12 protein-coding genes and 1 pseudogene (1 of these 13 running past the window's edge) are annotated in these 20,306 nt (G+C 57.3%); 9 read left to right on the forward strand and 4 right to left on the reverse strand.

Translation table 11 applies throughout. The features are described from left to right. Window positions 1-38: 38 nt before the first annotated feature. The gene (locus ACFE7X_RS04800) at window positions 39-758 is read left to right on the forward strand and encodes an SDR family oxidoreductase (protein ID WP_375434527.1); all 720 of its coding nucleotides are present in this window, start codon (window positions 39-41) and stop codon (window positions 756-758) included. 285 nt (window positions 759-1,043) lie between these two features. Then, a complete protein-coding gene (locus tag ACFE7X_RS04805; RefSeq protein WP_375434528.1) occupies window positions 1,044-3,083 on the forward strand; it encodes a DUF4394 domain-containing protein in 2,040 nt (679 codons plus the stop codon). A 102-nt stretch (window positions 3,084-3,185) separates the two neighbouring features. Here the strand turns inward: ACFE7X_RS04805 and ACFE7X_RS04810 are convergent, their stop codons facing one another. Beyond that, window positions 3,186-3,908 carry an RDD family protein gene (locus tag ACFE7X_RS04810; protein ID WP_375434529.1) on the reverse strand — a complete coding sequence of 241 codons (723 nt, stop codon included), beginning with the start codon at window positions 3,906-3,908 and terminating at the stop codon, window positions 3,186-3,188. A 251-nt stretch (window positions 3,909-4,159) separates the two neighbouring features. Between ACFE7X_RS04810 and ACFE7X_RS04815 the strand changes: the two genes are divergently transcribed. From ACFE7X_RS04815 to ACFE7X_RS04840, 6 genes are all read left to right on the forward strand, one after another. Further along, window positions 4,160-5,128 carry a stage II sporulation protein M gene (locus ACFE7X_RS04815; protein ID WP_375434530.1) on the forward strand — a complete coding sequence of 323 codons (969 nt, stop codon included), beginning with the start codon at window positions 4,160-4,162 and terminating at the stop codon, window positions 5,126-5,128. A 110-nt stretch (window positions 5,129-5,238) separates the two neighbouring features. Next, on the forward strand, window positions 5,239-6,249 hold the full coding sequence (locus ACFE7X_RS04820) for a hypothetical protein (protein WP_375434531.1): 1,011 nt from the start codon (window positions 5,239-5,241) through the stop codon (window positions 6,247-6,249). 91 nt (window positions 6,250-6,340) lie between these two features. Then, entirely contained in the window at window positions 6,341-7,105 is a 765-nt protein-coding gene (locus ACFE7X_RS04825) for a DUF4129 domain-containing protein (RefSeq protein ID WP_375434532.1), read from the forward strand. Between the two features lie 10 nt (window positions 7,106-7,115). After that, a complete protein-coding gene (locus ACFE7X_RS04830) occupies window positions 7,116-8,573 on the forward strand; it encodes a DUF4350 domain-containing protein (protein WP_375434533.1) in 1,458 nt (485 codons plus the stop codon). Window positions 8,574-8,738: 165 nt separating this feature from the next. Then, window positions 8,739-9,896 (forward strand): AAA family ATPase, encoded by a 1,158-nt coding sequence (locus ACFE7X_RS04835; RefSeq protein ID WP_375434534.1) that lies wholly within the window; start codon window positions 8,739-8,741, stop codon window positions 9,894-9,896. Between the two features lie 285 nt (window positions 9,897-10,181). Further along, window positions 10,182-11,537, forward strand: coding sequence for a DUF58 domain-containing protein (locus tag ACFE7X_RS04840; protein ID WP_375434535.1), 1,356 nt, complete (start codon window positions 10,182-10,184; stop codon window positions 11,535-11,537). 82 nt (window positions 11,538-11,619) lie between these two features. Here the strand turns inward: ACFE7X_RS04840 and ACFE7X_RS04845 are convergent, their stop codons facing one another. Beyond that, on the reverse strand, window positions 11,620-13,428 hold the full coding sequence (locus tag ACFE7X_RS04845) for a hypothetical protein (protein ID WP_375434536.1): 1,809 nt from the start codon (window positions 13,426-13,428) through the stop codon (window positions 11,620-11,622). Between the two features lie 482 nt (window positions 13,429-13,910). Between ACFE7X_RS04845 and ACFE7X_RS04850 the strand changes: the two genes are divergently transcribed. Continuing rightward, window positions 13,911-15,980 carry a beta-N-acetylhexosaminidase gene (locus tag ACFE7X_RS04850; RefSeq protein WP_375434537.1) on the forward strand — a complete coding sequence of 690 codons (2,070 nt, stop codon included), beginning with the start codon at window positions 13,911-13,913 and terminating at the stop codon, window positions 15,978-15,980. Window positions 15,981-16,007: 27 nt separating this feature from the next. On the opposite strand, the gene ACFE7X_RS04855 is transcribed toward ACFE7X_RS04850, so the two are convergent. Both ACFE7X_RS04855 and ACFE7X_RS04860 read right to left on the reverse strand, forming a co-directional pair. Continuing rightward, window positions 16,008-19,814: a hypothetical protein gene (locus tag ACFE7X_RS04855; protein ID WP_375434538.1), complete on the reverse strand. Its 3,807-nt coding sequence runs from the start codon at window positions 19,812-19,814 to the stop codon at window positions 16,008-16,010. A gap of 378 nt (window positions 19,815-20,192) precedes the next feature. After that, window positions 20,193-20,306 (reverse strand): annotated as a pseudogene (locus ACFE7X_RS04860) (ATP-binding protein) (it continues 3,606 nt past the right edge of the window).

The raw sequence follows: 20,306 nt of genomic DNA on the forward strand, positions 1-20,306 counted from the left end.
GCCCCATTGTCCACTTCTATATCCTTTAATTCCCTTTCATGAAACGCATCCTCATCACCGGGGCCAATCGGGGCCTGGGTCTGGAACTTACCCGCCAGTACCTGGAGCGCGGCGACACGGTATTTGCCGCCAGCCGCCAACCCGACACCGCTGCCGACCTGCACCAGTTGCGAAATCAATACGCCGACCAGCTCCACCTCGTGCAACTCGACGTAACCGATGAAGCTTCCATCGAAGCCGCTAGGCAAACGGTAGCTGGCCTCGCCGAAAGCTTGGACGTACTGGTTAATAACGCGGGCACTTTTTCGGGCGCAGGCCCCGAAGGCCCGGCTAAACAACACCTCGGCGGTTTGACGGCTGCCAACGCGCTAACCTTCTTGCATGTAAACGCCGTAGGGCCGCTACTCGTGGCACAGGCCTTTTTGGAGTTGCTGAAGGCGGCCAGCAAAGCCCGAATCATCAGTCTCTCATCAGGCCAAGGCTCCCTTACGTGGAAGGCCTCGGGCGAGCCCTACCACTATTCGGCCAGCAAAGCCGCGCTGAACATGTACATGCGCGCCTTAGCGGCCGAGGTGGGCACGTATGGCGTGATTTCCGTGCTCGTGGACCCAGGATGGGTGCAAACCGGTATGGGCGGTACCACTGCCGCGCTGCCCCCCGCCGACTCGGCCCGGGGTATTATTCGCCTCACCGAACAGCTCCATGCCGAAGAAAATGGCAGCTTCGTAACCTGGCAAGGGCAGCCCGTACCGTGGTAGTCGGAGGCAGTGGCGCGTGAGTACAAAGGGTAGCTGTTTCGTGAGGAGCAGCTACTTTTTTGTATGTTCTTTAGCTGGTTCAGGTTTAAAGCAACCCGAGGTATTTTAGAATTAATACTAACGACGAGCCTGAGTAACTGAGGTTTTTTCAGAAGTTTATCATCATTTTCAGAATTAAATTATAATTAAAATCCATTTTCTCACAATCTGTTTTGTGCATGTACTCGTAAGCATCACTGTTCACCTTCACAGAAGTTCTATTTCTCTTTTTTACATCCCACTATCATGCTTGAAAACTTTACTCGCTGGACTACTGCCTGCAAAGGCGTAGCCCTCGGCACCTTGCTGACTGGCGCCGTTGCGCTACCCACCGCCGCCCAAACTATCTATGGCCTCGGCACCGGTACTGTTACGGGCACCAGTGCCTTGGTTTCGTTTAGCGCCACCACGCCTGGCACGCTCCTAGGCACGCTACCCATTACGGGTGTTACCAGCGGCCAAACCATTGTGGGCATGGACTTCCGCCCTAATACGGGTCAGCTGTTTGCTATGGGCTACGATGGCACCACCACCGGCGCCAACTCGCAACTCTACACGCTCGACCTGACGACGGGCGCTGCCACGAGCATAGGTGCTGCCATCCGGCTCGAGCTAGGCGATGCTACGGCCCGCATTGGTTTCGACTTCAACCCCACCGTGGACCGCATTCGGGTAGTAAGCTCTACCATTATTGCGGCCGGCAACACAACCACCCGCAACAACTACCGCCTCAATCCCAACAACGGTGCTATTGCCGCCACCGACACCAATCTAGCTTACGCTACTGGCGATGCCAATGCCAGCGCCACGCCGGGCGTGGGCGCGGTTGCCTACACCAACTCCTACATCGGTGGTACAGCTACTGTGCTCTATGATATCGACGAAACAGCGAGCCGCTTGCTGACGCAGAACCCGCCGAACAACGGCACGCTGAACACCGTCGGGACCATACCTACCTCTACTACGGGTACGGGCCAGAACACCGACCTCGATATTTATTACAACGCTACCAGTGGCGCCAATACAGCTTACCTTTCTACCTCCGTGTCGGGCGTAGCTGGCTTTAGTGCCACGCTCTACACATTGGACTTAGCAACGGCTGCTTCTACCTCTGTAGGCGTCATCGGGAGCGGCTTGATTGATGTGCGTGATATTGCCGTGCAGATAACCCGTCCGGCCACGCTACCCGCCATCACCGGCCAACTGGCTTATGCGTTGGCTGGTACCAACTTGATTACCTTCGATACGGCGCAACCTAGCTTGGTGCGCACGTCGGTGGGGGTTACACTCCCGGCTGGCACGGCCGCTACGCAGACGCTAGTTGGCCTCGACATCCGGCCGAACACCAATACGCTGTACGCGCTAGGCTACGATGCCTCGGTTGCTAGCCCAACCGCCAATGCCCAGCTTTATCTGGTAAATTCAACCACGGGGGCCACAACGGCTTTCGGGTCAGCTATTCGCTTGGAACTAGGCGGCGGCAGCATCGGGTTCGACTTCAACCCCGTTGCCGACCGGATTCGGGTGGTAGGTGCCAACCGCAATAACTACCGCCTCAACCCCACTAACGCGGCGGCGGTTTTGGCCTTTACCGATGCTCCGGTTGCCTATACCACGGGCACCAACACCCCGAGTATTGGGGCGGTAGCGTACACGAATAGCTTCAGTGGCACTACTGCCACCACCCTCTACAACTACGACGAGGCGCTCAACCAACTGAACACCCAAAACACCGCCGCTGGTACTGCCACCGACGGCCAGCTTACCGCTGTAGGCACTTCGGGCATCACGGTTAATGCCACGGCTCCTAACGTGGACCTCGATATTTTCAGCACGGTTGCAGGCACCAACACCGCGTACATGGTAGCCAATACCGGCACTTCGCCAAACACGTCCCTCTACACCGTAGACCTGACCACGGGAGCAGCTACGTTGGTAGGCCCTATCGGCAACGGCATTGCTGCCCGCGACATTACCATCGCCATACCAACCGGCGTGGTAAACTCGAACCGGAAAACCGAACTGGCTACTGGCTTCTCGCTGTATCCTAACCCGTTGCAAGGTGCAGCGCGCGTAGCATTTGGGTTGCCGCGGGCCGCTCGGGTCGAGTTGACGGTGACGGATGCTCTTGGCCGTACAGTTGACCAAGTGGATGCTGGCCAGCGGTCAGCCGGTCAGCAGGTGATTGAGTGGAACAGCAAAGGCCAAGCAGCCGGTATCTACTTCTTCCGCCTTAGCTTCGACGGCCAGCCCGCCGGCACTCGCCAGGGTATGGTAACTGAGTAAGTAAAAAACTCAATCGAAAGCCATTGAAAAGGCCGGTCCATGATGGACCGGCCTTTTCTTGTTTCCGGAGTTGTGCTAGTGCGCGCTACAACCTCGTTTCACTTAACCCTGCATAGCGGCCAGATGCGCATGGTCGCGTAGGATGGTACGCAGGAACGCCTCGTCGGACAATTCGGTGTGAATCCCGGTCAGGTCTTTCACTTTGTTGGCGACTTCGTTTAGCAGCAGGTAATTGTTGTGCTCCAGACCTTTGAACACTAATTGCCGGATGGTGGCTACGTCATGGTCGGCGAGCTGGGCCGCCTGCGGGAAAACCACCACGTAGTCTTCGTTGGTAGCAGCAGGGGCCAATGGGCCGACGCGCTGCCGCGGCCGGGTGCTGACTACTGCTGTGCCGGCCGCAAGGTCGCCGAGGCGCTGCCCCCGCCCGTTGGACGCCACCACAATAACGGCTATTAGTCCGCTCATGATGCCCGTATCAACGATGCGCAGCACCCAGCGCAGCAGGTAATCGCCGAGGCTAGGCTGCGTACCATCGAGCCGGATGACCTTGATGTGCCGGGCTTTCTTGCCCAAACTCTGTCCGTTGAAAAATACTTCGCACACGAGGTGATAGAACACATAGGGCAAAGCTGCCAGCACCCCCAAAACCACAAGCGTTGTATTGCCCCTCGGTTTTAGGGTAGTGAACAGCAGAACCCAGGTTAAAACCCAGGCTATGAGAATCAGATTATCGATGATGGCGGCCAGGATTCGCTCACCGACGCTGGCCACTTCGTATTCCAGCGATACATTTTGGGTTGTTTGAACGCGAATTGTACTCATAATAATAAACAGCAGGCAGCGACAGGTAGGCGCCGGAATTAATAGTTGAAAAGAATGAAGCGGAGCCGGAAAATTCACTAAACTTCGTTGATCTGACTTATCTGCAAATTAGAGGTTGCTTGTCAATTGTTACTTGTTGAACAACTGATTATCGAAGCGTTGATGAACTACCCTGAACAAGTCGTTCCAACTGCTAATCTTTTCTTCCCCGACGACCAGCACGCAGCAACCACCCCTCAACAACCAATCTTATGCGTGAAGCGGTATTTCTGCGGCAAAACGAGGCCCGGTGGAAGCAGTACGAAACGTCGGTTGCAACCGGTCCTGACGAGCTAGCCGCCCGGTTCGTCGCCCTGACCGATGACCTGGCTTATGCCCAGACTTTCTACTCCAATTCCCCCACTACCCGCTACCTCAACGACTTAACCGCCAAACAACACCAAGCTCTCTACAAAAACAAAAGCGAGCAAACCGGCCGCTTCAAACAGTTCTGGGCGCGTGAATTGCCGCTGCTCGTAGCTCGCCACCACACCACCCTCGCTTGGTCACTGCTGCTCTTTACCGTGTTCACGCTGCTGGGCGCCCTATCGGCGGCCTACGACGACTCGTTTGTGCGCGTGGTACTCGGGGATGCTTACGTAAACAAAACGCTGGAAAACATCGAGAAAGGCGACCCGATGGCCGTGTACAAAGGCACGAGCGAGACGCCGATGTTCCTGCTCATCACCTTCAACAACATTTATGTTTCGCTGGTGGCATATGCCATGGGCGCTACGCTCGGGCTGGGCACCGTGTGGGCGCTGTTTCGTAACGGCGTAATGCTGGGCTCTTTTCAATACTTTTTCTACCAGAAAGGCGTGCTGCTGCCTTCCCTGCTCACCATTTGGATTCACGGCACGCTGGAAATATCGGCTATTGTGCTGGCCGGGGGCGCAGGTTTTGTGATGGCGCGCGGCATGCTGTTCCCGGGCACCTACTCCCGGGCCGCCGCTTTCCGGCAAGCCGCCCGCGACGGGCTGAAACTAGCCATTGGGCTGGTACCCATCTTCATTGTGGCCGGTTTTCTGGAAGGCTTCGTGACCCGGCACACCGAAATGCCCATGGCGCTTAGCCTAAGCATTATTGGGCTTTCGGCTGGTTTTATCGTCTGGTATTTCATTCTGTATCCCCGGTACCTAAGCCGCCTGCCGGTTTCAACGGCAGTTAAGTCGGTAGGCTAACATTTTGCCTGGCAGCAAATTATGAAAAAGAAGCCCGCCTCTTATCTTGAGGACTTGTTTGATTGAAGCAGTAACCAGAATGCCTTTCATTACATAACACTAGTGCACGTATGCAGTTAAGATTTACCAAGGAAGAGGACTTTCGCCAAGAGCGAGATTTCGGAGCTAAGATTGGCGCGACGTTCGAGTTTGTAGGTGCTCATTGGCGGCCGTTAGGCAAATGCCTAGTTTACTTTGTATTGCCAGTGGCGCTGCTAATGGGCATAGGGTTAGGTGTGCTCACCAATGGCATGTGGAACATGACGGCCAGTCGAATACAAAGCGGTGCGGCTTCAACGCCGTACAGTACCGGAGCTTCATTTTTCAATGCCTCCTACTTTTTTGGTATTGCGTTGGCTGTAATAGCGGGTCTCCTTGCTTTCTCGATGCTGCTGAGCACGCTGTACGCTTATGTCCGAATCTTGCTTATCGAAGAACCCACTTATGCACCTACTCCTTCGCAGGTTTGGACGCAAATCAAGCCCCGATTTGGTCGAATGTTTTTGGCCCTCGGCTTATTTTTTGGCCTCTACGTGTTTCTAATGGCCGTCTTTGGAAGCCTCATTGCGCTTACTGCCTTTAGTGGCATTGGTGGAGTCGGAGTGTTCTTGATTTTTCTGCTTCTTATTCCGCTGCTTTTCTATGTTGTAGTGCCTTTATCACTCTATTTCCCAGCTCTTTGGATGGAAGATATTGGCGTGTTGGAAACCCTACAGCGCTGTTTCTACTTGGTGCGCAGCCATTGGTGGGCTTCGCTCGGACTACTGATAGTAGCCGGCATGATTCAGGGCCTATTGACGATTCTGTTCATCTTGCCCCAGTACGCCGGTATGTTTGGTAAGATGCTAAAAGTTCCGGTGCTGAGTTCCGATGCTTTTGGCATTGCAGCTCAATGCTTTTATGCCTGCGGCGTTATTTTCACTTATTCGGTTTCACTGCTAGCCATGTTGTTTCAGTACTTCAACCTCGTTGAGAAAAAGGAAGGACTGGGCCTACGCAACTTGGTGGCTAACCTTGGCAACGGCGCGGCCCCTGCAGCCTACAACAGCGCCTACCGTCCCGACGAAGAAGGTGAATACTAGTGGCGTCCTAGCAAACCAGAAGCATAGTATTACGAACAGGTTTCGTTTAATTGTTTGGCTGTTTTCACTGCCTACTTACTCCCTTTGCTTTGTGCGTAATCTTTTCGGCTGCTTGGTTCGGATTCTAACTTTCGTGCTGCTCTTGGCCGCTCAGCCCCTGCTGGCCCAACCGGCGCGCAACGCTGCGGCCCCGCCCCGTCCTCTGCCCCCCGACCAGTCCGGCAACGTAGTGCTTCGGGCTCCAACCGCGGAGCGGCTGCGGGCTTTTCGGGGGCAACGCGAGTTTCAATACGTAACCGTGAAAAGCGAGACCAGCGCCTGGGATTTGCTGTGGATGCGGTTTTGGCGTTGGGTGGCCGAGTTGCTGGAAACCCGTCCTGGCAAGGTGCTTTGGGAATACGGCCTCTACGTGGCCCTGCTCGTGGCCTTTGTGTTCGTGGTGCTGAAGCTGATGCAGGTGGATATCACCCGCGCCTTTGGCCGCGCGCCGCGGCGCGCGCCTCTGTCCTATGACACGCAATCCGAAGACATTCACGCTCTTGACTTCCAAACGCTGCTTCAGGAGGCCGAAACCAATGGCAACCACCGCTTGGCCGTGCGCCTCGGCTACCTGGAAGTCCTCAAGCAACTCACCGACCAAGGCCTGATTCGCTGGCAACCCGACAAAACCAACCACGACTACCTCTACGAACTACCATCGGGCCCGCTGGCCACCGCTTTCCGGGAATTAACGCAGCAGTTCGACTACGTGTGGTACGGCGAGCACAACGACCTCACGCCCACGCACTATGCGCAGGCCCGCACTACGCGCGAGGCCTTTCAGCAACTTCTGGCAAGCCCCCGCCGCGCCGCCTGACCTTCCCTTTATGACAACGTTCCGCTGGTATCTGTTGGGGTTGGTGCTGCTGTTTGGGGCGTACGTGGCCGTGGAGTACTACCGACCCAAACCCCTCGACTGGACCCCAACTTTCCAGAACAAAGACAAGATTCCATACGGTACCTACGTGCTCCACGACGTGCTACCCGACATCCTGGGCGTCGATAAGCGCGAAGTCCGTACCGTTCGTGTGCCGATCTACAACCAGATTGAGGGCGAAGACGAGCCTACTGCCGAGTCCCTTCGTGATACGGCCGACGTGGTTGTTGCCCCCGACCAACCCAATTCGGATGACCTTGACGAGGCAACGGAGAGTTCAGCCAGTACCGATACGACCACTGCAACCGCAGAAACCGAAGCAGTTCCTGCTACTGACTTGGCCAACAACGCCGATACTACCGCTGCCAACCCTGATGAGGACGCCGACTACGAAGCGGGATTAACGGAGGCGGGCTACCCAAAGGCCACTTACATTTTCGTGGATGATGCTTTCGAGCTAAGCGCTTCCGATTGCCGGGCCCTGCTGCGCCACGTAGCCCGCGGCAACGACGCGTTTATAGCCGCCGAGCAGTTCGACCGCCATTTCACGGATACCATCGGCTTTCGGGCCGCGCCCTTCGTAACCCGGCTCCGGCCTCGGAAAGGAGTTACCACGACCACCCTACTCGACTCGGTGCGCTTGGTGCTTAGCAATCCTCGATTAGCCCGCGCGGCCGGCCGTGGTTTTCGGTTGCCCGCCTTGGGGGCCTCGTACCGGCTACTGCCCGACAGTAACCTGGTAGCCACCCAACTTGCCGCCGACACGGCCGGCCGGGCGGTGCTGGTACGCGTACCGCACGGGCGGGGCCACATCTACTTGTGCAGCGTCCCGCTGGCTTTCACCAATTACTTCGCGCTTCAGCCTCGCACTGGCAACTTTGCTTTTGCGGCCCTCTCGTATCTGCCGGCTGGCCGCACCGTGTGGTGGGACGAATACCAGAAGCAAGGCCGCCAGGGGGAACAGTCGTTGCTGCGGGTGGTGCTGGCGCACGATGCGCTACGGCGAGCCTTGTATTTGAGCTTGCTAGGAGCCCTTCTGTTTGTGTTGGTTGAGGCCCGGCGGCGGCAGCGCGTTATTCCCGTTCTTAAGCCGCTGCCCAATACCACGCTACTTTTCACGCGCACCGTGGCCAGTCTGTATCGGCAAGGCAGCAGCCACGCTCCGATTGCGGAAAAGAAAATTCAGCTGTTTCTGGAGCATCTGCGCACCCGCCTGCACGAACCCAGCTTGGACCTAAACGACGATGCCGCCCGGGAGCGGCTGGCGCAAAAAACCGGTATTCCGCGCCCAGACGTCGATGCACTGGTTCGCCGCATTAACTTCTTGCTGACTGCGCCGCAAGTTTCTGATTCGGATTTACTGGCGCTAAATAAAGCGCTAAACGACTTCCGAAAAGCAGCAAGCTAAAAATTGTGTTATAAACCTTAATTGCATTTTTCTTTTTTATAACTTTTCTAATAACACCGTAAAAGATATCTACAGCATCATTTTCAAACTTTATTAAGAAAATAATATGAAATTATTTCAATCTGTTTTCCTCTTTTCTGCCACCGACGCTTCGCGCTTACATTAATGGAAAATACTTTAGATACTCCGAGTCACTCTTCGGATGCAACACCCCCGCCGCCAAGTCTCGGTACTGACCCTAGCGTACCTGCCGCAACTCCTTCCCTCGATCCAATGGCGTTGCCTAGCATAGATACCACCATACCCGAAGCGGTAAGTTCGCCAAGTACGCCACCAGAAGAGCTTTCAAAAACAACGGCTTTTGCTTCCCGCACCGATTTAGAGTACCTCAGCCGGCACGCTGACGCCATCCGGCAGGAACTGAGCAAGGTAATTGTGGGACAGCAAGCCCTGGCAGAGCTACTCTTGACGGCCATCTTGGCCGACGGCCACGTCCTGCTTGAAGGAGTGCCGGGCGTAGCCAAAACCTTGACCGCTAAGCTGCTGGCGCGCACCCTGGATGTACCTTTCAGCCGCCTCCAGTTCACCCCCGACCTGATGCCCTCCGACGTGTTGGGCACCTCCGTATTCCGGCCCCACAAAGCTGATTTCGAGTTTCGCCCCGGTCCCATTTTCGCCAGCATTGTGCTCATCGACGAAATAAACCGCGCCCCCGCCAAAACGCAGTCCGCGCTGTTTGAGGTGATGGAGGAGCGCCAAGTAACGCAGGATGGCACCCGCTACACCGTGCCCGACCCGTTTGTGGTGCTGGCCACCCAAAACCCTATCGAGCAGGAAGGCACTTACCGCCTACCCGAAGCGCAACTCGACCGGTTCCTGTTCAAGCTGAACGTAGGCTACCCTACCGTGGAAGAAGAAGTAAGCATCCTGCAAGGCCACCACGCCGGTTTCGGAGGCACGCCGCTGGATGCAGTGCGCGCCGTTTTGACGGCCGACGATCTGCGGGGCTTGCGCGAACAGGTGCGGCGGCAGCACGTCGAGCCCAAGCTGCTGGAATACATTGCCCGCCTCGTGGGCCAGACGCGCGCCCACAAAGGGCTTTACCTGGGCGCCTCGCCCCGCGCCTCATTGGCTCTGCTCAACGGCGCCAAAGCCCTGGCCGCCCTCCGCGGCCGCGACTTCGTAACGCCCGAAGACGTGCAATACCTGGCCTCGCCGGTGCTGCGCCACCGCATTCAGCTCACGCCCGAGCGCGAAATGGAAGGCAGCACCCCCGACGATATTGTGAAGCAGATCCTACAGCAAATAGAAGTGCCAAGATAGGCGCTGTCATTGCGAGGACGCAGGACATTCCGCGTATCAAGCGGCGTCAATCCTTTCTCTGACGCTGAAAACCATCCTTAACGTAAAGCTCTCCTTAGGGCCATTTCGAAAGCACGTCTTATTCAGTGAATACTTAGAGTGTACAGGAAGCAAATTTCCTTGACTTACGCCATTAGGAGCATCACCTGCTTTCCACCGCCAACTACTTATCTGTTTAGGAAATTCTCAGCACTTAGAGGAAGGATTGCTTCGTGCCTCGCAATGACAGTAGGCTTTATTTAATCAATGAAATCTTTTTTCCTTACTCGCCGCTTCTTTTTTGCTCTGACCGCTCTTGTTATTGGGTTGGTGGTGGCGTTTTTTCTGCCGGGTTGGCTGGCGCCGGTACAACTGGCGCTGGGGCTACTTTTGGTGTTAACTGCCTTGGATGCGGGCTTGCTGTATGCGCCAGCCCGCGGCGAGGCCGGGCCCGTTTTCGGCCGCCGAGTAATGGGCGATAAGCTCGCCAACGGCTCGGAAAACGATATTGCCATCTACCTGGAAAACTACTACCGCTTCCCCATTCATACCGAAACCATCGACGAGATTCCGCACCAGTTTCAGCGGCGCGACGTGCTGTTTCGGGCAGAGATAAAGGCGGGCGAAACGACCGTTGTTCGCTACCAGCTCCGGCCCGTGAAGCGGGGCGAGTACGAGTTTGGGGCCGTGAATGTGTACGTGGCCTCGCCGCTCGGGCTGGTGCGGCGGCGGTTCCGGTTCGATGATAGCCGGGTGGTGCCAGTGTATCCGTCGTTCTTGCAGATGCGGCAATATGAACTGCTGGCTATCAGCAACCGCCTGACGGAGGTTGGGGTAAAGCGCATCCGCCGGGTAGGTCATAGCCTGGAGTTCGAGCAGATCCGTCCCTACGTAGCCGGCGATGACCCGCGCAGCATCAACTGGAAAGCCACGGCCCGCCGCGCCACTACTAGCCACGCCGCCGAAGCCCTGGTCGTGAATCATTACCAAGACGAGCGTGCCCAGCAAGTGTACTGCCTCATTGACAAGGGCCGGGTGATGCGCATGCCCTTCAACGGCCTAAGCTTGCTGGATTACGCCATCAATGCCACGCTAGTGGTGAGCAACATCGCCATTCTCAAGCACGATAAAGCGGGGCTGCTCACGTTTTCGCACCAGCCCGGCACCCTGCTGGCCGCCGACCGGCGGGGCGGGCACATGGGCAAGCTGCTCGAAGTATTGTACCGCCAGCGCACCAAATACCTTGAAACCGACTACGAGCGGCTCTATATCACTGTCAAAACCAATATCCGGCAGCGCAGTCTGCTTATTTTGTTCACCAACTTCGAAACGCTGAGCGGTATGCAGCGGCAGTTGCCCTACCTGCGTCGCCTCGCCAAGGACCACCTGCTACTAGTGGTGTTCTTCGAGAACACCGAGTTACGAGAGTTCCTAGATGCGCCGGCCGAGACTACGCAGGATGTCTATAACCAGACTATTGCCGAGAAATTCGCCCAAGAGAAGCGCCAAATCGTGCGGGAGCTGAACCGCTACGGCATCCACGCCTTACTTACCGCCCCACAAAACCTGACGGTGGATACCATCAACAAATACCTAGAATTTAAGGCGCGCGGCTTGATATAAGTTGTTCTTCCGACGCAGGAGGAATCTGGGTTATGTTGCCTGAACGGCTTTGCCCAGATTCCTCCTGTGTCGGAAGAACAACTTACTCATCAAACGCCTCTAGCCGGGCATTATCCAGCAGTAGGTTAGTGGTGGTCCCGTAGTAGAGGAAGGTAACCAATACGTTATCGAAATCTTGTTTGGGCGGGCGAACATCAAAGTACAGAGTGCGTGCCCAGCCCGGTTCTAAGGCGCGTTGCAAGCGTATGGTTCGGGCCTTGACTACGTCGTTGCCCCGCCGAAAACGCACTACGTATTGCGTCATGCGGTTGAGGTCCCACTCTTTTTGGTCGGCACGGGCTTCGGCGTAGGCGCGCAACCACTCGAACTCGCCTGGGCGGGCCGGAATCACCCATTCGGCACTTTGGCGATGCGCTGAATCGAGGGCTAAGGAGCAGTTACCTTGCAAGGCGGGCGTGCCGCAGCTACCGGGCGCGGGCAACTCGAAATCCTGGTTCCAAAGCACGCGCGTGTTGCGGGCGGTGCCCGTAAACTCAGCATTGCTGTCGAGAAGCAGCGTGGTTTCGGGCGGCACTTGGTAGCGGAACAAAATGCGCCACAGATACGCCCGCGTCATTTCGCCGGCGGCTAGTAAGCCTTGGCCGCCCGGTATTGCCATTTGCGTCAGCCAGTACCCATACGCACAGCCCACCAGGGCCACCACACCGTAAACTGCCGCCCAGCGGGGCCGCGCCAACAGCCAGCGCAGAGCGGCAGCCATCGGCCAAGCCAGGACCGCATAGCTTTCAATCATGGCCCGTTGCCCCAGCCCGCCCCCATACGTCCACTCGTTCCAGGCAAACGTGACGTATATGAAAAGCACGATGTACACGAGCATGGGCCAGAATGCCGCCGGCTGCTGCCGGCGCAACGGCCCAAAGCCAAACAGCGCCGTGACAAGCAGCGGCGAGTACAGCAGCCAGCCACTACGGAAGCTAAAAATGCCATCCCACAAATGCGGTTTCAACCAGTTGAAGCCCTGCTCCTGGTAGCTGTACACCACCCAGTCGCCGCTGGTATAGTGCCAATACAGCGGCTGAATAGCAAGCAGCGCTCCGCCTGCCAGCGCGGCGCTGAGTAGCAAGCGCCAATGCCGCTGCCAAAAGGTTAACCGCTCGCGCAAGGCCGCCCTTGTCGGGTGTAAGCCCCAGAGCAATGGGAGCAATGCAGCCAGAATTTCGGTGGGGCGGGTCAGCGTCATCAGCCCAATCACGGCCCCGACGCCCGCTGCCTTGGTCAAGCTCGGACGGGTGTAAAAGGTGGGCGTAAGCAGCAACAGCACCGCATACCAGCCAAACAGCCAGCAGTGCGTCATACCCCCGTGGCCCGCGCCGCTGTACGCAATGTAATTGGTGCCGAGTAGCAGAACGAGCAGCGTGAGGGCCGTGGGCCACTCCCCAAACCGAGGCAACAAAGCCCGCCGCACCAGCCAAAAACTCAAGACCGACACCAGCAAGCTCGCTAGTTTGATGGCCAACTGATAAGGCGGCGAAAACCCATCGGCGGGGAAGCCTAAGGGCTCAGCTAGCGCATGCGCTACGAGGAAAAACGGCAGTTCTTGCAGCGCCAACCCCGCCGGATATTTCATCACGAAGTTTCCGCTGCCGGGGTGCCGGAAGGCTTGGTAGAAATCGGGGGTCGGGGCGTACTCCTTTAGGAGTTGGTCGCGGAAATTTAGCTCGCGCAAGTCGTGGTGCACGAATATGGCGGGCAGGTAGAGGTAGTACCCCGAAGCATCCCAATTAAGCACCGGCGACGTGCGCCAGGCTTGCGGCGGCGGGTAATACCACCACGCCATGGCCACCAGCAGTACCGTGCAAAACCATCCGCCTATCCGGGAAGAAGAACTCATAGCTTAAAAGAAAACAAACAGAACCTTGCCGAAATAGCCATATTAATAGGCTGCAAATTGCGGAAAAGTTAAGTGTCAGACCAACTAACAACACCTCATGCGTTGTTAGCCGCTTAGAAGCAGAGTCAGCTGGAAAGGCCGACAGCACGAGTAGAGACGCATATTGGCGTCTCCTCGTTGAACGATTCGTGCGCGAGAAGACGCAAGTATCCGTCTTCTCGCTAGAAACCTAAAAATTAACTTCAACAGCTTCTTAGCGCCTTGCTACGCGCTTAGCCGTCTTCTGCTTGTCTTTCTTGGTACAACGTACAGCTTGGAGTCATGCAGCAATTGTCAACAAAATCCTGTTGGCCCTAACTCGATTTGCCACAGCTAGTTGATGCTGCGTTTGCTTACTCGGCACGAATGATGCATTGCACTAACTACCCTTTGGCGCGGTTGCCCCCGTATCTTTCGGCGCCTTTTCAACCCTTGTACTGTCTATGTTCAGCCGTTTGTTTGTTGCTCTGCTCTTGTTTTGGTTTGCTGCTGGGCCTTTGCTAGCGCAGAATGCGCCGGCATCTCGCAACCTGCTACCAGTGCCGAGTTCCGTACGATGGGGCGCGGGCAGCCTAAGCTCGAAAATCTACCTGCGCCCCCGGTTACAAGGCCCCACTAGCACCGCGACGACGGCGGCCGTAACGCGCACCTTGTCCCGTCTGCGCCGCGACGGCCGGGCATTGCCGACGGGCCCAAACGTAGTACCCTTCCAGATTCGCTACGGTAAAGTGGGGCGTCCCGAAGCCTTCGACGACGAGCGGTACAGCCTGCGCATAACGCCTATGGGCGTGACGATTGACGCCCCCACTAGCTTGGGCGTGCTGCGGGCCTTAGCAACGCTTGAACAGCTGCCCCAAACAAACGGCCGCCGTAGTGAGCTACCAGAAGTTGATATTCAGGACCAGCCTCGTTTTCCGTGGCGGGGGCTGCTGATTGACGCGTCGCGGCATTTTATGCCGGTGCCGCTCATCAAGCGCAACCTCGACGCCATGGCCGCCGTGAAGCTGAACGTGTTGCACTGGCACCTCTCCGATGACCAAGGATTTCGGGTGGAAAGCAGGGTGTTGCCACGCCTGCACGAGATTAGCGGCCAATACTACACGCAGGCGCAAGTGCGCGAGGTGCTCGCCTACGCCGCCGCCCGGGGCATCCGGGTGCTACCGGAGTTTGATGTGCCCAGCCATACCATCGCCTGGATTGCCGCCTATCCGCAGTTAGCTTCCAACGACTCGGTGTACACCGTGTACCAAAGCTGGCGGACGGCCAACGTGGCCCTGGACCCCACGAAAGAAACCACCTACGCGCTGCTCGACACCCTTTTCAAGGAAATGACGGCGCTGTTCCCGGACCCGTATTTCCACATCGGGGGCGACGAAAACGACGGTCGGCAGTGGCGGCGCAGTCCGCGCATCATGGAGTATGCCAAGGCAAACGGCATGCTCAAGCCCGATGGCAAAACCCTGGACAAGCATCAACTGCAAACGTATTTCAACCGCCGGGTGCTGGCCATCGTCACGAAGTACAACAAGAAGATGGTCGGCTGGGACGAAATTTTAGGCCCGGGTTTGCCGCAAAACGCTGTTATTCAAAGTTGGCGGGGCAAAAAAGGACTAAACGAGGCCGCCCTAGCCGGCCATAGCGCCCTGCTCTCCAACGGCTATTACCTCGACCTAAACTTCACCGCCGCCTCGTACTACGCCACCGATCCGCTCTCACCCGACACGCCCTTGACCCCTGAGCAACAAAAGCTGATTTTGGGCGGGGAGGCCACCATGTGGGCCGAGTTTGCCGACAGCGTAATTATAGATTCGCGTATCTGGCCACGCGCGGCGGCGGTGGCCGAACGGCTCTGGTCGCCGGCCGCGGCCACCCACAATGTGCCAGATATGTACCGCCGCCTGTCGGCCGTTTCCACGCAGTTAGAGGGCTTGGGGTTGCAGCACCGCAAGGCGCCGATGCAGCTTTTGTCGCAAATGGGTGGCCCTGAGTACCGGGGGCCGCTGCGCATGTTGGCCGAAGTGCTGGAGCCCGTGAAAGAGTACAAGCGCCATTTCCAAGGCTTCACGTATACGCCGCAGACGCCCCTAAACCGGCTTGTAGATGCCGCCCCGGCTGAATCTGACCGGGCCCGCCAATTTAATGCCATCGTAGACACGCTGCTGGCGCACCGAACCTTACCCGGCGGACTGTTAACTAAAGATGCGGCCACGCGCACGTCCTTGGAAGTTGTGCGCAACCAACTTACGCTCTGGCAGCAAAACGATGCGAAGCTACAGCCGCTGTTTGCCACTGCCCCCGCCCTCACCGAATACGCACCGCTTTCCACCCAGCTTCACCTGCTCGCCACTTTGGGCTTGGAGAGGTTGCAGCAGTTGGAAAGCGGACAAGCGCCAACGCCCGCTTGGCTGGGCGGCGCCCAAAAGCAATTAGAAGCTGCTAAAGCACCAGCCGGTCAAGCCGAGTTAGCGGTGTTGCCAGCTATGCGCAAGCTGCTTCAACAAAGCTTGCTGTAATACCCAACTTATCTCCCGGCTATCCGCCTAGAATAGCACCGATACTTGCATCCGACCCGTGTGCACCACGTTCAGGCCATTGGCTTTGCGGCCGTCGTACGCCAGGTTTAAATTCAAGCCGTTGCTGAGGCGTTGCTCCACGTTTAGGTTCCACGTAAAGTTGCTGCCCGGACGCAGAGCATTCAAGATTTCCAGGCCTACCACCGAATTTGCGTCGCCTTCGAAATTTATGCCGACGTAACGGGTGCTGGCCGTAATAGTGCGTTTGTTTACCTGACTAACGCGGGTTTCAATGCCCAACTCATCGAAGGTGCCACGGGCTTCGGACTCCGGCGTGACGGGTGCGGTGTTGCTCTTGCTGGTACGCAGGTAGGTGCCGGTAAAGCGTAACGTACCATTGGGCTGATAGCTGATTTCGGGAGCTGCTTCATAGATGAGCAGCCGGAAATTACGGCTATCGAGATAGTTGGACGTGCTTTGGCGAATGGTCCGGGAGGTATTCAACCGCCCCGTAAAGGACTGCGCCAAGGTTCGGCGCAGCAACAAACTCTGGGCGGCCAGGTTGCGGATGTCGGAACCTTGTGAGAGCAGTACTTTCTGCTGGGTTTGCTGCACACTCAGCTCGGCGCCGAAAACCGGATTCGACCGGTTGAAGTAGAGCGTGTTGCGCAACAGCTTGTTTAGGGAGAGCAGCAACGAATCTTCGGTCTGGAAAGCAAACGGATTGAGGCGCGTCGATAAGGTCTTGTCGATGGTGCGTCGGTCCAGTGTGACGGTGCTGATGGCCGAGAAGCGGGCAATAACCTGGCGCCAGCCTCCCCCATCGCGCCACGTACGCGGGGCCGCGGTGGTTAGGCGGTAGCTAAACCGGTTGGTGAAGGCAATAATATAGTCGTCGGTGGGCAGATACACTTTGATGTGCGTCCGGTAGACGGCATCCGGCGTTTGCGCTTCCAAAAACTCGTCTCGGTCTTGACGGCCGTTAAGCGGCGCTGTGTCACCGCCGTAGTAGTGGGTGCCCTGGCCGTTGGGCACGGCCAGAAACGTGTAGTCGCGCCGCAACTCGCGGCCCGTAGCCACCGAATAGCTCAGCTCTGACCGCACCTGGTTTTCAAGCAAACTGGCGTTCCAGTCGATTTTGGTGAGCACCGTGCGCTGGCGGGCGCTGTCGCGGGCGGCTAGGTCGCGGTAGGTGGCCAGTACGGCTAGGTCCTGGCTTTTGCCGATGCGGGTGGCCATCGTGCCTTGCCAGGTTTGGGCAATGCCCCGGCGTTGCAGTTCACTTTGCTGGATATTGGGCGTTTGGTCGCGGCGGTAGGTGTAGTCGGCCCGGAAACGAGTTTTGGCGGAATCCTGGCTTTGGATGAACACATTGTGCTCGTCGAAATAATTGGCCGACGACAGCAAGACGGTATCACCCGAGGGGGAAACTACGCGGTTCTTGTCGAAGCGGTAGGCGTAGCCGGGTATCACGGGGCCGCGCACGTAGCGCGCCGCGGCTTCGCCCCGCGCCCATTCCGATTTGCTGGCGCCCGCCTTGGAATCAAGCAGAAACAAGCTGCCTCGCAGTTGCACGTCACCCACCTGCCGAGCCGCATCCAACCAGTGCTGCAACCCATCGGCCTCGCCCGACCGGAAACGGCGACTCAGGCGGTAGTTAACGGCGTTGTCGGCGTCTTTGGCGGCGCCCACCGCAAAGTTGAGGATATTGTCGGCGCGGGCTTCGCGGCGGGTGGCATTGCCTTGCACGGTGCTGGCGGTGCTCCAGTTGCGGTCGAACTCGATGTCGCGGTACCGGTCGATGGGCGCGAATTCCGGGCTGGTATACTCGTAGTCGAGGGCACTGCGGAAGCGGTAATCTTTCAGGAAACCCAAGCCGGACAGTTTGCGGTCTTGCACCACGTAGCCCACCCGCATGGCGTGCCCTTTATCAGACTGCGGCGAAAACCGGTTCAGATCCAGCTCCGAAGAAGCCAAATCCACGAATACCGTCGAGTTGGCATCCACCTGATAGCTCGCACCGGCCGAAATGATTTGCTTTTGCAGGGGCGCCGGCAGCAACCGGATCGGCTGATAATTGCCCAGTTTCGGCCCCACATACTGATACACCCGCCCATTGACGCTGGCATTGTTGACGTCAATACTCAACCGATAGTCGCCATTGCCCTGGCCTACATCAGTAAAGCGCACATCGTAGGCTTCACGCAACGAATCCGTCAGATACGTGAACACCTCCACCTGCTGCCCATCCACCGTCCTGATTTCGCGGGTGTACTGCACCAGCTGCCGGTTGTAATCTCCTGCTTTGCCACCAGCCACACTGGCCTGCGCTACATTTTCGCTTAGATTGCGCAGAGCGTCCCTGTCGAGACTATCGAGTACGAGGTTGGGTGAGTTGTCGGGGTTGTCGGCTTCGCGGTAGAAGTTGCCGTGCAAGGCCAGCCGGCCCATTTGCTGGTAGTGGCTGACCGAGTAAAGCGAGCGGGCGTAGTTGAAGTCGGAGTACTCGAAGTCAATTTTGATGCGCGAATTGTTGGTGATGAGGTGTTGGGGCGAAAACGTGACTTCCGCCTGGTTGTAGTCGATAATGTAGTCGTTGTCGAAGCCCCGCGTCATCAACCGGCCATCCAGAAACACCCGCTCGGAATTGGCCAGCACGATAATGAACTGCTCGCCATTGGGTCCGCGCAACCGGTAAGGGCCCTGTACGTTCTCGATGGGCGTCACGTCGATGCTAGCAAATTTGCCCTTAGCTACTCCACCCGCCATAGTAGTCGAAGACCGAACAGGCCCAAACCGTCCCTGCTCCACCGAGTTAGTTGTACCCGATACCACCCCGGCCGGCTGGGCGCTGGGGGGCAACACCTGGCCCGGCGCCGTGGGCAGCACGTTTCCGGGGGCCGCATTGGGGCTCAAAGCCGGCGTTTGCCCGCCGTTGCTAATGGTGGTAGTGGAGTAGGTGCCCGGATTGATACCGGGATAGCTAGGCAGCGGCGTTAGTTGCGGCGTACTGAAACCACTGAGACCCGCGCCGGGCTGCCCCATATTCACTTCCAGAGCAGCGCCCTGCACGTTTTTGTAGAAGCGCAGGAAGTAGTCGGGCTTGTTGCGCAGCACCACGTCGCCGGCGGTCAGGTTCCAGCGCTGGCTGGTAAGCGTGATGTAGATTCGGTCGAACTCCTGAAGCTGTTGGGTGTTGCCTTCGGGCTGAAACGGGACGCTTTGGTCGCTAATGGCAGCCGTTAGGTTGATCTTATCGGTGAGTTTGCCTTCGAGCTGCAAGTTGAGCGAAGAGTTGACAAACACATTCTGAGAATTGCCGAAGCTTATGCCGCGGGCTAGGTTGCCGGTTTTGTTGATGCCGGGCGTGCTCAGAATTTGTTCTTTCACCGTGAAGTCCTGTACGCCAAGCATTCGCCTAGGAAAATCAAGGCTGTCGAGCAGGCCGCGCGGGCGGCGAAACTGCGGGGCTGTCAGTTGTAGTGGCAACACCCGGTAACACACCAGCACCGAATCCAGACCGGGCAGTACAATATCGGGTTCTCCTGGGTCGGGAGCCGGTACGCGGCGGGGTTGGCTGTAGCGGTACCGGTCGGTGCGAGCATCGTAAGTCACGGCGCGGCCTGCAATGCTAACCGAAGCGGGAACTACGGTCAGGGTATCTGGTAGCGAAAATTCGGTGAGGTCACGGTCGGGGGAAAGGCGCACCCACACGCACCGGCGCGTGTTGGGCGGTATTTCCGGCCGCTGCTGGGCCCAAGCGGCGGCTGGCCCCAGCATACAAGTCAGCAGCAGCCAAAAGCGCAGAAAGCGGGGCGTAAAACTGCTGATCATGGAAGGCAATTGAATACAAAGGTAGGCAGGCTCAACAACGTACAAGGCCACCATATTCGTGCCGAGCGGCGCTCACCAATTGTGTTATCAGAATAGTCTTTTCAAAGGGAACTTCGTCGCCTGCCCCTAACTGCCCTGTTGGGTATAGTTGACGTGAAGTAGTTGGCTAAGAGATTATTCAACTAAGCCGTTCTGCTGAGTTTATCGAAGCATCTGGCGTGCGGAAGTTGCAATGCTGTGATTGGCACACCACCGAGAAGCTTTGGCAAGCTCAGCAGGACCGTTCTTTTTTGCTGCTTGCCAATTCTCCCTCACTTCAATTACACCAGTAAGTGCCGGGGTGTCTAGATAGGATAGGCTTCAATATTCCTATTACGCTCACCCAGCTAATGGCAATTCCGTGTAAAAAGCGGTACCACTTCCTTCCTGCGTCTCAAACCAAATGCTTCCACCAGCGCTTTCAATGCCTCGCTTCACCACCGCTAAGCCAAT

The organism is uncultured Hymenobacter sp. (assembly GCF_964242765.1).
Classification (GTDB): Bacteria; Bacteroidota; Bacteroidia; order Cytophagales; family Hymenobacteraceae; genus Hymenobacter.